Raw genomic sequence first — 15,363 nt, forward strand, 5'->3', positions numbered from 1 at the left:
TTAACTATAGAACATCTCTTGCGCCTTGCTGTTCATGCTTTCCGGCTATAGTTTTAATCCATAGCCACAGATTTTCGTATGGACACTTGCCTGGAGACCCCAATGAAAAAAGAAGAATTGCTTACCCTGAAACAGGCTCCGACCAGCTTTGCCCCTGCCGTCACTCCCGTCGCCAGCACCACTATCCATACCGATACTGACGGGCTGCACGCAGGCCAGACCACCATACCCTCGCAGGGCGAAGATATGCCCGCCTACCTCGCCCGTCCGGAACAGTTCACCGGTAAATTGCCGATCGTGCTGGTGGTGCAGGAAATTTTTGGTGTACACGAACACATTCAGGATATCTGCCGCCGTCTGGCGAAACAGGGTTATATGGCCATCGCGCCGGAGTTGTACTTCCGTCAGGGCGACCCGCGTGACTACACTGAAATCAGTGAGCTTTTTGCTAAACTGGTCAGTAAAGTGCCGGATCAGCAGGTGCTTGCAGATCTCGATCACACTGCACACTGGGCATCACAACATGGCGGGGACATTTCTAAATTAGGCATCACAGGTTTCTGCTGGGGCGGGCGCATTACCTGGCTGTACGCGGCGCACAATCCGCAGCTGAAAGCGGGCGTGGCGTGGTACGGCAAACTGGTCGGCGATAAAACGCTGACCAGCCCGTCAAATCCGGTTGACCGCGCCGCCGCGCTGGATGCACCGGTTCTGGGTTTATACGGCGCAGAAGATTCCAGCATTCCTCTGGATACCATTGAAACCATGCGTCAGGCCATTCGCGCAGCCAATGCTACGGCGGAAATCGTGGTATATCCGGAAGCGGGCCACGCGTTTAACGCCGATTATCGCCCGAGTTACCACGCTGAAGCCGCCGCCGACGGCTGGCAACGGATGCTGGATTTCTTTGCGCAGTATGGGGTTAAGTAATAAAAAGTATGGTGTGCAGTAAAAGGACACCGACCAGAATGACAAAAGCCCGACAGGTTTTTCCTGCCGGGCTTTTTACGGGAAGTTAACCCATTACAGCGACAACTGCCCAAAGGCACCCTGCCAGTCTTGTTCAAATTTATCGACAGCCGCCTGTACCGCAGGCGCACTGATAAATTGCTCCGCTACGTCCACCGGGATAGTGACCGACTGACAACCTGCCAGCAGACAGGCCAGAACCTGACGCGGCGTTTTAAAACTGGCGGCCAGCACTTTGGCATGCGGCGCATGCAGGGACAGCAATTGCTGCAACTCCGTCACCATCGCAATGCCATCTCCCCCCTGGGCATCCAGCCGGTTAACATACGGCGCGACATATTCTGCTCCGGCCAGCGCCGACAGGAGTCCCTGCCCGGCACCATACACCGCGGTTCCCAGCGTTGGAATTTTGCGGGTACGTAAGATCTTAATCGCTGCCAGACCGGCGGCGGTGACCGGCACTTTGACCACCAGCCCCGGCACGCGGGAATGCAGCAGTTCAGCTTCTTCCACTATCTGTTCGGTCTGATTCGCCAGCACTTGTGCAAACAGTTTCCCTTCACCACCTAATGCATCACGAAGCCCGGGCAAAACCTCCCACACGGAAGTCTGCGATTTAGCCACAATGCTCGGATTGGTGGTCACACCCTGTAACGGTAAAATCCGCGATAAACGTTTTACTGCACTGATATCAGCCGTATCCAGATAAAGTTCCATATTCTCTCCTGTCAGAGTTCCAGTTCTTGTTTAAGCAGCGCTTCAATCTGTGCTGCGGTGGTGGAATGCATCAGCACATCACGGAAACTGTCATGCATAATCCGTCGCGCCAGCTTTGAGAAAATCCGCATATGCTGATCGCCTGCAGCGTGTTTATTGAGAGTCAGCATGATGACAAACTGCGCTTCTTCATCGCCCCACCGCACCGGTTGCGGGAGTTTCGCGACGCTGATAGTCGATTGCTCAATGTGTTCTGATTTGGTGTGCGGTATCGCAAAGCCAAACCCGAGGCCGGTGGAAAATACGGCTTCGCGCGCCCAGACATCGGCGGCGAGTTTGCGCGGATAACGGCAACGCCCTGCCAGCATCAGGTTATCCACCATGCCTTTAATCACTTCTTCTTTACTGCGCCAGTCAGCATTAAGCGCCACACATTCCGCCGTAATCAACGGGGCATCGTTGACCGCCATCCTGAACTGCGCCAGCAGGTGTTCGACTTCCAGCGACGTGCGACACTGCATGGCGCGGTTCAGCAGCAGGCGACATTCGCGGCTGTCGAGTTTGGCCAGCCGTGCTTTGGTCACAGGAACCGACGGTGCACTCATGCTGATTTCATCAAGCCCCAGCCCGACCAGCAGCGGCAATACCGAGCCTTTCGCGCCAAGTTCACCGCATAAACCAATCCATTTACCGTGGCGATGCACTTCGCGCACAACGTGGTCGAGGCCGCGCAGGAAGGCCGGATTCAGGCTGTTGTAATGGCGTGTCACTTTCGCGTTATCACGGTCGACCGCCAGCAGATACTGCGTCAGGTCATTACTGCCGATGCTAAAGAAATCAATCTCTTCGCAACACTGATCGATGATGAACATCACCGACGGCACTTCCAGCATGATCCCAAGCTGAATTTTTTCATCAAACGGCACTTGCTCACTGCGCAACGACTGCCTGACTTCAGCCAGTTGATCTTTCACCCATAAGATCTCTTCCATAGAGGAGATCATCGGGATCATGATTTTCAGCGATCCGTGCGCCGAGGCGCGCAGGATCGCGCGCAACTGCGTATGGAATAACGGCAGGTATTCCTGATAAATACGCACGGCGCGATAACCGAGGAACGGGTTGTTTTCGGCAGGAATGTTCAGATAATGAACTGGTTTATCGCCACCGATATCCATGGTGCGGACAATGATGGTTTTGCCGTTGGCCGCATCCGTAGCCTGACAATAAATGTTGTACAACTCATCTTCGGAAGGAGCGCTGGCGCGATCCATATACAGCATTTCTGTACGGAACAGTCCGACAGCTTCTGCCCCATTGCCAAACGCCGCGCTGGCTTCGACCGAGTGGGCAATATTGGCCGCCACTTCAAGGCGCACACCGTCAGCGGTATACCCCGGTTTATTGAGATATTCACTTTGCTGTTCACGCAGCGCCTGATGCACCGCCTGTTCCTGACGATAATAACGGCGCACCGGTTCGCTGAGCGCACAGACAATCAGCCCGAGATCGCCGTCGATCTGCACATTCTGCTGCAAATAAGCCTGAAGTGGCTGTGGATCAACGCCAACGAGTGCAGGAATATTGAACGATCGGGCAAGGATCACAGTATGCGACGTACTGCCTCCGCTGCCGAGCAACAGCCCCTTCAGATGTGTTTTATCCAGTTCGAGAAATTGACTTGGCGTCAGTTCATCTGCCAGACAAATACTGGCTTCGCTCAGTGCCTGCTGGGAAGGAAAACGCTCCTCGCCATAGATTTGCTGTAAAAGCTGGAAGCTGACATCACGAATATCCAGCTCGCGTTCACGCAAATAGGCGCTGGACGATTGTGCGAGCTGCAAGCTGAAATGCGCGGCGGTGTCGACAATGCTTTGCGCACAGCTCCGGCCTTGCGCCACGCGGCTCAGCAAGGCTTCCCGCAGGCTGTTATCACGCAGCAAAGAACGGTGCGCTTCCAGCACTGCCGTGATCGTCCCGTTGTCCGCCATCAGCTGTAATTCGAGTGATTTTTCAAGCTGTGCCAGTCCGGTGGAAAGCAGACTTTGTTCTTTATCTTTACCCTGAGATTCCGGTAAATCCCTGAGTGTCGCCAGATTCACATTCGACAGGCTGACCAGTTTCCCCAGCGCACAGCCTTCACTGACTGAACGGGCGCGGAAAACCAGCGGAGAAAGATGCATCAGGGATTCAGGAAGCGGCTCAAATTCAGCATTTTCATCATGCTCAGGCAGGGCTTCATCGCAATGAGGCAGCTGATGTTTAATGAAATGTGCCAGCGCAGCATGCGCAGCATCTTCGTCATTCCCTTCAATGGTCACGTGACATTCATCGTTAAACAGAATATCGGCACCAATCAGTGAAAGGACACTTTTACCATCTGCAATGCGGTCAGTACGCCCATTGTGCCACTTAAATACAGACCCGAAACTGTTGCACAGCGTTTCAATATGGCTGGCCGGGCGGGCGTGAACACCATTTACCAACATGCAGGTGAAGCTCAACTTCTTGGCCATTTCTGAATCCTCATCCCAAATTCCGGTGTAATGCACCGGCTCCTTGCAGCATAAGAGTCAGGCGGATCCGATAGCTACCAGACAAAAATGACAAACACTGGATAAATGTAATGTGTATCGTTTTTTGCGAGCCAGCTCACGCGCCACTACCGTCACTAAACCGCGTATTGTCTCGGGTTATTTGAACCGGCTCGCATTTTTGTGAGGACATTACAAAAGTCCAGTAAAACACAAATTTGTCCACTATGAGCGCCACAGCCAGCAGCCTATTGTTGAGGTCGATAGCCTTTCTGTATCTGCGGTTTTTGAAATGAAACCCTGATATTTGCGATTTTCAGCCCGACACCGGTTTTCGTGGAGTTCATCATGAAAGACTTACTCAATATTCTAAAAAATACCCGCCAGCATCTGATGACTGGCGTGTCTCATATGATCCCCTTTGTGGTCGCGGGTGGCATTTTGCTGGCGGTCTCGGTGATGCTGTATGGCAAAGGTGCCGTACCGGACGCGGCAACCGATCCGAACCTGAAAAAGTTATTTGATATCGGCGTCGCCGGTTTAACCCTGATGGTGCCTTTTCTGGCGGCTTATATCGGTTATTCCATCTCTGACCGTTCCGCGCTCGCCCCTTCGGCAATCGGCGCCTGGGTCGGCGCCTCATTCGGCGCAGGATTTTTTGGCGCGATCATCGCCGGTTTGCTGGGCGGCATTATCGTTTTCTATCTTAAGAAGATCCGCGTACCGAAGATCCTGCGCTCGGTGATGCCGATCTTCGTGATCCCGATTATCGGCACCCTGCTGACTGCGGGCGTCATGATGTGGGGACTGGGCGAACCGGTTGGTTTGTTGACCACCTCCCTGACTCACTGGCTACAAGGCATGCAGCAGGGCAGCATTATTGTGCTCGCCATCATCATTGGGCTGATGCTGGCCTTCGACATGGGCGGACCTGTTAATAAAGTGGCCTACGCTTTCATGCTGATTTGCGTGGCACAGGGCGTGTATACCGTGGTGGCGATTGCCGCCGTGGCTATCGCGACACCGCCGCTGGGGCTGGGCTTTGCCACGCTGATTGGCCGTAAATACTATTCCACCGAAGAGCGCGAAGCGGGCAAAGCCGCCATGCTGATGGGCTGTGTCGGTATCACCGAAGGCGCCATACCTTTTGCCGCCGCTGATCCGTTGCGTGTCATTCCTTCCATCATGTTCGGTTCTGCTTGTGCGGCGGTGACTGCCGCCCTGGTTGGCGCGCAATGCTATGCCGGCTGGGGCGGGCTGATTGTACTGCCGGTCGTGCAGGGAAAACTGGGGTATATCGGCGCGCTGCTGGTCGGCATGGTTGTCACTGCACTGTGCGTCAACACGCTGAAATATCTGGCCGCCAAAAAGCAGTCGGCAAAAACGCGTCAGGAATCTGACCTTGATCTGGACTTCGAAATTAACTGAACCCAAAGGAAAACATCATGACTCACATTATTGCTGTCACCGCGTGCCCGTCCGGTGTTGCTCATACTTATATGGCGGCTGAAGCGATTGAACGTGCGGCAAAAGCTAAAGGCTGGGAATGCAAAGTTGAAACGCAGGGTTCAATCGGTCTGGAAAACGAACTGACGCCGGAAGATGTGGCGGCCGCCGACATCGTGATCCTGACCAAAGACATCGGTATCAAACAGGAAGAGCGTTTCAAAGGCAAAGTGACGGTGCGCGTGGCCATCAGCGATGCCGTAAAACGCGCAGATGCCATCATGGAAAAAATCGCAGCGCATCTCGCCAAAGCTGCTGTCACGGATTGATCCCAAGGAGAACGAGATGACTTCCCGCACAGAACGTCTTAAAGCCGCACTTTTCGCCAGCCCGCGTGAAATCTCGCTGGAACGTGCCCTGCTGTATACCGAAAGTCACCGCAGCACAGAAGGCGAACCCACGCTTTTGCGCCGCGCGAAAGCCACGGCATACATTCTGGATAACATTGAGATTGCCTTGCGTGAAGACGAGCTGATTGTCGGTAACCGTACGGTCAAACCACGTGCGGGGATCATCTCCCCTGAAATGGACCCCTGCTGGCTGCTGAAAGAGCTGGACACGTTTCCCACCCGTCCGCAGGACCGTTTCAACATTTCTGAGCAGGATAAACAGATTTACCGCAGGCAGCTTTTCCCTTACTGGGAATCGCATTCGATGAAGGATTTCATTAACAGCCAGATGCCGGAAGAAGTGAAAGCGGCCACTCAGACGCAGATTTTTAGTATCAACCAGACTGACAAAGGTCAGGGGCACATCATTATCGATTATCCCCGTCTGCTGAATTCGGGCCTGGATAACTTAGTTTCAGAACTTCAGCAACACGTTGCCGGCGCGCCGGATAATGCCTTTTATCAGGCAGCGCTGATTACACTGCAGGCAGCACAGCGGCATATTTTGCGCTACGCCGCGCTGGCAGAAGAGTTAGCAGAAGCCTGTCAGGACAACTCAAGAAAACAAGAACTGGCGCGTATTGCCCGCATTTCGCGATATATTTCCGGCCATAAGCCACAGGATTTCTATCAGGCCTGCCAGCTGTTCTGGTATATGAATATCATTTTGCAATACGAATCCAATGCCAGTTCGCTGTCCCTCGGGCGCTTCGATCAGTACATGCTGCCGTTCTATCAGCACTCGCTGTCCCACGGCGAATCCCCGGCGTTTCTTAAAGAACTGCTGGAAAGCCTGTGGGTGAAATGCAACGACATCGTGCTGCTGCGTTCGTCGTCCAGCGCACGTTACTTCGCCGGATTCCCGACGGGTTACACCATTTTACTCGGCGGTCTGACCGACACCGGACGCAGCGCCGTCAATGTGTTGTCGTTCCTGTGCCTGGATGCCTATCAGAGTATTTGTCTGCCACAGCCTAACCTTGGCGTGAGAGTCAATGAACTGATCGACCGCCCGTTCCTGCTGAAAACCGCCGAAACAATCCGCCTCGGCACCGGCATTCCACAAATCTTTAATGATGAAGTGGTGGTTCCGGCATTTCTCAATCGTGGCGTGCGCCTTGAGGATGCGCGGGATTATGCGGTAGTAGGCTGCGTGGAATTATCCATCCCTGGCAAAACCTACGGGCTGCATGATATTGCCATGTTTAACCTGTTGAAAGTCATGGAACTGACGCTGCATGAAAATGAAGGAAACACCGCGATTACTTATCCTGAGCTGGTGGAACAGATCCGCCGGAAAATCAGCCATTACGTCAGGCTGATGGCGCAGGGCAGCAATATCTGTGATATCGGCCACCGCGACTGGGCACCGGTTCCGCTGCTGTCCTCCTTTATTACAGGTTGTCTGGACAGCGGCAAAGACATTACCGCTGGCGGCGCACGTTATAATTTTTCCGGTGTTCAGGGTATCGGCATCGCCAACCTCAGCGATTCCCTGTATGCGCTGAAAGGCATGGTGTTTGATCAGCAACGCCTGACCTTTGATGAATTACTGGCTTCGCTGAAAGAGAATTTTGCCAGCGAGGAAGGCCGCGCCATTCGCGCCCGCCTGATCAACCGCTTTGAGAAGTATGGCAACGACATTGATGAAGTCGATTTGATCAGTGCAGATTTGCTGCGTTTTTACTGTAAGGAAGTCGAGCAGTATCGTAATCCACGCGGTGGTCAGTTTACGCCGGGTTCTTATACCGTTTCCGCACACGTACCTTTAGGTGCGGTAGTCGGTGCAACGCCGGATGGCCGTTTTGCCGGTGAACAACTGGCAGATGGCGGACTTTCGCCAATGTTGGGCCAGGATCATCAGGGACCAACGGCGGTATTGAAATCCGTCAGTAAACTCGACAATACACTGCTCTCCAACGGTACGCTGCTGAATGTGAAGTTCACGCCATCAACGCTTGAAGGCCAGCAGGGGCTGAATAAACTGGCCGATTTCCTCGGCGCGTTCACCCGTCTGAAGTTGCAGCATGTGCAGTTCAACGTGGTGAATGCTGAGCAGCTTCGTGAAGCGCAAAAACGTCCACAGGATTTTGCGGGGCTGGTCGTCAGGGTGGCGGGATACAGCGCGTTCTTTGTTGAGCTGTCAAAGGAGATCCAGGATGACATTATCGGCCGCACCGCGCACCAGCTCTGACCTGCGGATCCCTGTTATGGAAGCAACGGAAAGACGCGGGCGCATCTTCAACATTCAGCGTTTTTCACTCAATGATGGCCAGGGTATCCGTACCCTGGTTTTCTTCAAAGGTTGCCCCCACCGCTGTCCGTGGTGCGCCAACCCTGAATCGATGTCACCACGCATTCAGGTCATCAAAAGGCAGGCAAAATGCCTGAACTGCCGCACCTGTTTGCAGGATCCGAACGAATGTCCGAGTGGTGCAATGGAGTATGTCGGCGAAGATATTACGCTGCCGGACTTAATGACGCGCCTGCTCAAGGATGAGATTTTTTTCCGCTCGTCGGGCGGTGGTGTCACGCTTTCCGGCGGCGAAGTGCTGATGCAATACACATTTGCCGGTGAGTTGCTCAGGGAATTGCAGGCCTTAGGCATTCCGACAGCGATCGAAACGGCGGGCGATGCACCGCTGGGCCACCTGTTGGCGCTCGCCGATCACTGCGATCAGGTATTGTATGACTTCAAGATAATGGATCCCGCTCAGGCACGAGCAGTGCTCAATATGGATCAGCCGCGTGTGTTGCAGAATTTCACGGCGCTGGCACGACGCGGCGTTAAGCTGCTGCCCCGCCTGCCGTTGATCCCCGGTTTCACGTTAACACTTGAAAATATGCAACAAATTCTGGATTTCCTGCAGCCCTTCAATTTAACTGAAATCCATCTGCTGCCCTTTCACAAATACGGCGAAGCGAAGTATCCGTTACTGGATAAAGCGTATTCAATGTATAAGACGACGGCACCGGATGCCGCAGCTATTGCGCCGTTTTATGCGATGGCCGAAAAATACGGTTATACCGTGACGCTCGGTGGATAAATTTTCTTAATCAGGGGAAACACTATGTCGCTCAAACTGGTCGCAGTAACCGCCTGTATCAGCGGTGTGGCGCATACTTATATGGCGGCAGAAAAGCTGGAAAAACTGTGTCAGCACGAAAAATGGCCGGTAAAAGTTGAAACTCAGGGTGCGCTGGGCCTCGAAAATGCACTGTCAGAAACCGACATTGCTCAGGCCGATGTTGTGCTTTTAGTCACTGAAATTCAACTGGAAAACGGTGAGCGATTTGCGCACAGCCGTTGCGTCCAAACCGGCATCCACACCTTTTTACGCACGCCGGAGAAAGTGATGGCTGCCGTAAAGAAACTCGCCACCTCGCCTCAGGGAACGAAAATCGTTCTGCCCTGACGATTACGACGTCCTATTTTCCAACTGGCTACGGTATTGCCGCCGGTATTCTGACGGAGAACGCTCAGTGCTTTTCCTGAACTGGCGGCAAAAATAGTTACTGTCGACAAAGCCACAGGCGTGCGCCACTTCCCTCACTTTCATGTCGTAGCCTTTCAACAAGTTCTTCGCCTGTTCAAGGCGGACATAATTCAGGTATTCGTTCAGCCCGATACCGCCGCTTTTCTGGAATAAATGCGACAGGTAATTTGGCGAAATATAGAAAGCCTTAGCGACAGAATCGCGGGTCAGCGGCTCGCGGTAATGTTCTTCGATATACTGGCGAACGGCCTCAAAAAGCGCCTGACTGCGCGAGGCAGTTTTCACAAAGGAACTGAACAAGTCCAGCGCGTGGCTCAACAACCCTTTCACCAGAAACTGCGCCGTAGTCTGATCGCTGCGGTGCCAGGCCAGTTCGTTTAATGCCTGCAACATAAACGCCCCCACGCGCGGCCCGCGCCTGCCCACATTGCCTTTTTCGCCGGACGTAAACTGCGCGCCATCCCAGTTCAGCAGACTAAAGCCCAGTTGCTGCTTGCCAAATAACAGAGTCAGCGTGCGTACCGGTTCCTGCCATTGCGGGCTGTTCCAGCCTTTAGCGGGAACGAACAACACATCGCCCGCCAGCATGCGGACATCCTGATTGTTCCCCTGTTCGTCCTCGCATTTCATCATCTGCTCCCCTTCCAGAATCAGTTCCAGCCGGGGGAAATCGACCTGATAGGACAGTTCAGGCACGGAATGCTGAGCACCGGCAAAATACACCTGGCGGATACCGTGCGGATGTTCAAGTACTGGCGTTAAAAGGGGAAAAAGCAGATGGGTCATGGTCAGGCTACCTTTCAGCAGAATCACACCATGATAGCGAATCTGCGCCGGAGAAAGAAAAACAAGACCAAAATTTGCGGAAGAAGATGGAAATTCCGCCCCGCCAGGCGTTGCACATCCGGTGCAGCCTTCAGGCGGAAGGGTTCCACCTGTAAAGCGTCACGGGCATGTGTCACTTTCAGAGGGCGGACTGATGCGGCAATGGCACGGGGACGCAAAAAACTGAAATAAAAAGGGGGCACCGGAGTGCCCCAAACGTTTCAGCAACAACACAACGTAAATCTAGAGAGCGTTCACTCAGGCTTTCTCAGCACGCAGACGCCTGGCGGCTTTCACCATGTTTTCCAGCGACTCGCGGGTTTCCGGCCAGCCACGGGTTTTCAGGCCGCAGTCCGGGTTGACCCACAGGCGTTCTGCCGGAATACGATCTGCAGCTTTACGCAGCAGGTCTTCAATCCATTCCACACTGGGCACATTTGGCGAGTGAATGTCGTAAACGCCCGGCCCGATTTCGTTCGGATATTCGAAGTCTTTAAACGATTCCAGCAAGTCCATATCGGAACGTGAGGTTTCGATAGTGATCACGTCAGCATCCAGTGCGGCAATGGAATCCATGATGTCGTTGAACTCGCAGTAACACATATGGGTATGGATCTGCGTGTCGTCACGGGCAATTGCGGCATTCAGTTTGAACGCATCCACCGCCCAGCGCAGGTACGCATTCCATTCAGACTGGCGCAATGGCAGGCCTTCCCGCAGTGCCGGTTCGTCAATCTGGATGATGCCGATACCGGCTTTTTCCAGATCTTCGACTTCATCACGCAGTGCCAGCGCGATTTGTTTGGCGATCGTTTCGCGGCTGACATCTTCACGCGGGAACGACCAGCACAGGATCGTAAGCGGGCCGGTCAGCATGCCTTTCACCGGTTTTTCGGTCAGAGACTGCGCGTACTTCGCCCACTCTACGGTGATCGCTTGCGGGCGGCTGACGTCGCCGATAATGACCGGAGGTTTCACACAACGTGAACCGTAGCTCTGTACCCAGCCGTTTTGCGTGAACACAAAACCGTCCAGATGTTCACCGAAGTATTCCACCATGTCATTACGTTCAGCTTCGCCGTGAACCAGCACGTCGATACCCAGACGTTCCTGTTCTTTGATGGCTTGCTTAATATGCTCACTGATACCGGTACGGTATTTAGTGTTATCCAGACGGCCTTGTTTAAAGTCCAGACGCAGGCCGCGGATTTCAGTGGTTTGCGGGAATGAACCGATGGTTGTGGTCGGCCATGCCGGCAGGTTGAAACGGGCACGCTGCGCTTTGGCGCGTTCGGTGTAAACATGCTGACGCTCAATATCCGCAGCAGTAATCGCGGCAACACGTTTACCGACGGCCGCATTGTTTACTCGGGTGGATTCACGACGGGCGCGGATTGGCGCGCTGTATTCCGCCAGTTTTTGCTGCGCTTCGGCGGTGGGATTGTTCAGGGCAGCGGTCAGCAACGCCAGTTCGGCACATTTTTGCAGGGCGAAGGCGAACCAGCTTTTCACTTCTTCATCCAGACGGCTTTCGACGCTTAAGTCGATCGGGCTGTGCAGCAGTGAACAGGAGCTGCCGATCCAGATTTTACGGTCTTCAACCAGTGGCTTCAGACGGTCAAACCAGGTACTGAGATCCGCGCGCCAGACGTTACGGCCATTGATGACCCCCAGAGAAATCAGCCAGTCTTTTGGTAGCGCGTTGATGACGGTTTGCAGATCGTCACGACCGGCGACGGCATCAATATGCAGACCCTGAACCGGTAACTGGCGAATGGTGTCGAGGTTGTGCCCGACGCTGTCGAAATAAGTGGTCAGCAGCAGTTTAGTTTTACTCTGTTCCAGCGCGGTGTAAGCCGGTTTGTACGCATCCAGCCATTCCTGCGGCAGTTCCAGAACCAGAGCCGGTTCGTCGATCTGTACCCATTCGATGTCGCGTTTTGCCAGTTCAGCCAGAACCTGCTGATAAACAGGCAGAATATCGTTGAGCAGGGAAAGACGGTCAAACTGTTCGCCCTTCACTTTGCCGAGCCAGAGATAAGTCAGCGGCCCCAGCAGAACAGGTTTCACTTTGTGGCCGAGCGCCAGCGCTTCGTCCACTTCTTCCAGCAGTTGTGTCCAGGCCAGTTTGAATTTCTGACCTTTCACGAACTCCGGCACCATGTAGTGATAGTTGGTGTTAAACCATTTGGTCATTTCCGCCGCGGCAGCCGGTTTACCGGTCGGCGCACGGCCACGGCCAAGGCGGAATAAAGTATCGAGATCAACAGAGCCATCGGCATTCTGATGACGGGCCGGTACGTTACCCAGCAACAGGCTGGTGGTCAATACGTGATCGTACCAGGCGAAATCGCCCACCGGCACCAAATCCACGCCTGCTTCAGCTTGTTGCTTCCAGTGACGGGCGCGCAGTTCACGTCCGGTTGCCAGCAGTTCTTCCTGAGTGGAATTGCCTGCCCAGTAGCTTTCTTGTGCTTTTTTAAGTTCACGACGCAGACCAACGCGTGGAAAACCCAGAGTGTGATTCAGTATCGTCATCTTTTAAATTCCTGTTTAGCCATCCAGATGTTTACACATCCATAATCCGCAGGTAGTGTATATTCCACAAGCGCAAATTATTCATGACACAGTGAAGGACTCTCATGATCGAACTGAAACACCTGCGAACGTTGCAAGCACTGCGCAACACCGGGTCACTGGCCGCAGCCGCCTCGCAGCTTCATCAGACCCAATCGGCCCTGTCGCACCAGTTCAGTGACCTTGAGCAACGCCTCGGTTTCAGATTGTTCGTGCGAAAAAGCCAGCCTCTGCGTTTTACCCCGCAGGGCGAAATCATGCTGAATCTGGCAGAACAGGTGCTGCCGCAAATTCAACAGGCATTGCAGGCATGCAATGAGCCGCACCAGACTTCACTGCGTATCGCGATTGAATGCCACAGTTGTATTCAGTGGCTGACGCCTGCACTGGATAACTTCCATCAGAACTGGCCGCAGGTGTTAATGGATTTCAAATCCGGCGTGACGTTCGACCCGCAGCCCGCCCTGCAACAGGGCGAGCTGGACATCGTATTAACCTCTGACATCCTGCCGCGCAGCGGTTTGCACTATTCCCCGATGTTCGATTTTGAAGTGCGTCTGGTGCTGGCACCGGATCATCCGCTGGCGACCAAAACGGTGATCACGCCGGAAGATCTCAGCACTGAAACGCTGATGATTTATCCGGTGCAACGCCAGCGTCTGGATATCTGGCGTCATTTCCTGCAACCGGCAGGCGTCAGCCCGTCACTGAAAAGTGTCGATAACACGTTGTTATTAATTCAGATGGTGTCGGCGAGAATGGGAATTGCAGCGTTACCGCACTGGGTAGTAGAGAGTTTTGAGCGCCAGGGTCTGGTGGTGACCAAAACCCTGGGCGATGGCTTATGGAGCCGCCTGTACGCCGCCGTACGTGACGGCGAACAGCGCCAGCCGGTGACGGAAGCCTTTATTCGTTCGGCGCGGCAGCACGCGTGCGATCATCTGCCGTTTGTGCGCGACGCGGCACGACCCAACGCCGGTGTACCCACAGTGAGGACATAATCACAGCGGCACCGATAATAAAGCTCGGCCAGTGCGGCTGCTGTTGCCAGATGGCCAGGTTAACCAGCAGCCCGGCCGGGACGTGAAAGTTGTTCATAATCCCCAGCGTTCCCGCATCGACCTGCGTCGCACCGTAGTTCCACATGAAATATCCCAGCCCTGAAGCGCCGATCCCCAGCCACACCAGAATGCCCCATTGCAGGTCAGTGGTCGGCAGTTTTTGCGGATTGCCCCACAGGAACCACGCCACCACCGCGCAAAGCAACGCGCCGATATAGAACCAGGAAAACGCCGTGTGCTGTGGCATCGGCCGGGTTTCCATCAGGCGTTTATAGCCCACCTGTCCGATGGCAAAACAGATATTCGCCGCCTGCACCAGTAATAAGCCAATAATGAAATGTTCGCTGATGTGGTCGTAACGGATAATCGCTGCACCCGCCACCGCCAGTAACGCACTGAGCGCATAACCGATGCGGATTTTGCGGCCACTGATCAGGTCATAAATCAGCGTGACGTACAGCGGCGTCATGACCGTAAACAGCAGGAATTCCGGCACAGACAGATACAGGTACGCCTCGAAGCTGATGAGATACATGATCCCGAGCTGCATTGCCCCCACCGCCATATACAACAGAATGGTCGTAAGCTGATGGCCTTTCCAGCGCAGGAACGGCAGGAAAACCAGCGCCGCCAGCCCTAAACGGACTAACACAGAAAATACGCTGTCGACCTGTCCGGCCAGATACACGCCAATCAGGCTGAAGGAAAAAGCCCACAAAATAGTGGTGATTATGAGTAAAGGCACGGCAATTGAGCCCTGTTGTCAGTGATAAGTGTGAAAGATGCACGATTGTAACGGAATGGGGAAAACCACGAAGTGCGAAGGTGGTTTACATCTGTTCAATTATAGAGCAAACGAGAGCAATACCACGCTTTGAGGGAAACGTGCGCTCAAATACCCCGTCCGGGGGCATGATGGCATACACTTAACGTATGACTGGAAACGGAGGATGAACTGATGAAATGTTTATATGGAATGCTCGCCGCGCTGCCGCTGCTGTTTGCGGTTCAGACCGCCAGTGCAGTCGAAAAGGTGCCGAACCCTAACGATCCGTTGCTGACCAATCCGTCGCAACAGCGCATGCAACAACAACAGCAAAACAATCAGCAAATGCAGAAACGTCAGCAGGAGCAGGATTTACGCACCAGCCAGCAACAACAGCAGCTCAAGCTGAAGTCGCAAATCCAGAGCAATCAGCAACGATTGCAGATCCAGCAGAATAATCAAACGCTGGGGCAGAAGCTGAATCAGACACCTTAATATTCCGGGAGGCACTCAGTGCCTCTT

At 53.9% G+C, this 15,363-nt stretch carries 13 protein-coding genes; 8 read left to right on the top strand and 5 right to left on the bottom strand.

What is annotated here, in order from left to right:
• Positions 1 to 102 precede the first annotated feature (102 nt).
• Positions 103 to 930, top strand: a complete 828-nt coding sequence (locus AC1DUO_RS14865) for a dienelactone hydrolase family protein (RefSeq protein ID WP_013577441.1) — start codon at positions 103 to 105, stop codon at positions 928 to 930.
• Positions 931 to 1,023: 93 nt separating this feature from the next.
• On the opposite strand, the gene fsa is transcribed toward AC1DUO_RS14865, so the two are convergent.
• Together fsa and ptsP are read right to left on the bottom strand one after the other, a co-directional pair.
• The gene (gene fsa / locus AC1DUO_RS14870) at positions 1,024 to 1,686 is read right to left on the bottom strand and encodes a fructose-6-phosphate aldolase (protein WP_013577442.1); all 663 of its coding nucleotides are present in this window, start codon (positions 1,684 to 1,686) and stop codon (positions 1,024 to 1,026) included.
• An 11-nt stretch (positions 1,687 to 1,697) separates the two neighbouring features.
• On the bottom strand, positions 1,698 to 4,202 hold the full coding sequence (gene ptsP, locus AC1DUO_RS14875) for a phosphoenolpyruvate--protein phosphotransferase (protein ID WP_015690571.1): 2,505 nt from the start codon (positions 4,200 to 4,202) through the stop codon (positions 1,698 to 1,700).
• Between the two features lie 366 nt (positions 4,203 to 4,568).
• On the opposite strand from ptsP, the gene AC1DUO_RS14880 reads away from it, so the two are divergent.
• Genes AC1DUO_RS14880 through AC1DUO_RS14900 form a run of 5 tightly spaced genes read left to right on the top strand, consistent with a single transcriptional unit; the run spans position 4,569 to position 9,531 of the window.
• Positions 4,569 to 5,648: a PTS fructose transporter subunit EIIC gene (locus AC1DUO_RS14880; protein ID WP_119262169.1), complete on the top strand. Its 1,080-nt coding sequence runs from the start codon at positions 4,569 to 4,571 to the stop codon at positions 5,646 to 5,648.
• Positions 5,649 to 5,665: 17 nt separating this feature from the next.
• Positions 5,666 to 5,995, top strand: coding sequence for a PTS fructose-like transporter subunit IIB (locus AC1DUO_RS14885; protein ID WP_013577445.1), 330 nt, complete (start codon positions 5,666 to 5,668; stop codon positions 5,993 to 5,995).
• 16 nt (positions 5,996 to 6,011) lie between these two features.
• The gene (locus AC1DUO_RS14890) at positions 6,012 to 8,309 is read left to right on the top strand and encodes a formate C-acetyltransferase (RefSeq protein ID WP_112197619.1); all 2,298 of its coding nucleotides are present in this window, start codon (positions 6,012 to 6,014) and stop codon (positions 8,307 to 8,309) included.
• A complete protein-coding gene (locus AC1DUO_RS14895) occupies positions 8,275 to 9,162 on the top strand; it encodes a [formate-C-acetyltransferase]-activating enzyme (protein WP_037035395.1) in 888 nt (295 codons plus the stop codon). Before AC1DUO_RS14890 ends, AC1DUO_RS14895 begins: the two co-directional genes overlap by 35 nt.
• Positions 9,163 to 9,186: 24 nt before the next feature.
• Complete coding sequence (locus tag AC1DUO_RS14900) at positions 9,187 to 9,531, top strand: PTS fructose-like transporter subunit IIB (protein ID WP_013577448.1); 345 nt, start codon at positions 9,187 to 9,189, stop codon at positions 9,529 to 9,531.
• 3 nt (positions 9,532 to 9,534) lie between these two features.
• On the opposite strand, the gene AC1DUO_RS14905 is transcribed toward AC1DUO_RS14900, so the two are convergent.
• Positions 9,535 to 10,398, bottom strand: a complete 864-nt coding sequence (locus AC1DUO_RS14905; RefSeq protein ID WP_013577449.1) for an AraC family transcriptional regulator — start codon at positions 10,396 to 10,398, stop codon at positions 9,535 to 9,537.
• Positions 10,399 to 10,695: 297 nt separating this feature from the next.
• Positions 10,696 to 12,975, bottom strand: a complete 2,280-nt coding sequence (gene metE / locus AC1DUO_RS14910; RefSeq protein WP_119262170.1) for a 5-methyltetrahydropteroyltriglutamate--homocysteine S-methyltransferase — start codon at positions 12,973 to 12,975, stop codon at positions 10,696 to 10,698.
• Between the two features lie 104 nt (positions 12,976 to 13,079).
• Here metE and metR point away from each other — a divergent pair, with 104 nt between their 5' ends.
• Positions 13,080 to 14,015, top strand: coding sequence for an HTH-type transcriptional regulator MetR (metR, locus tag AC1DUO_RS14915; protein ID WP_013577451.1), 936 nt, complete (start codon positions 13,080 to 13,082; stop codon positions 14,013 to 14,015).
• Here the strand turns inward: metR and AC1DUO_RS14920 are convergent.
• Positions 13,921 to 14,820 carry a carboxylate/amino acid/amine transporter gene (locus AC1DUO_RS14920; protein WP_013577452.1) on the bottom strand — a complete coding sequence of 300 codons (900 nt, stop codon included), beginning with the start codon at positions 14,818 to 14,820 and terminating at the stop codon, positions 13,921 to 13,923. The two genes, metR and AC1DUO_RS14920, sit on opposite strands and share 95 nt — an antisense overlap.
• A gap of 213 nt (positions 14,821 to 15,033) precedes the next feature.
• Between AC1DUO_RS14920 and AC1DUO_RS14925 the strand changes: the two genes are divergently transcribed.
• A complete protein-coding gene (locus AC1DUO_RS14925) occupies positions 15,034 to 15,336 on the top strand; it encodes a DUF2756 domain-containing protein (protein WP_013577453.1) in 303 nt (100 codons plus the stop codon).
• Positions 15,337 to 15,363: the final 27 nt, after the last annotated feature.

The sequence above is a fragment of the Rahnella sp. P4_A8 genome, from assembly GCF_056402435.1.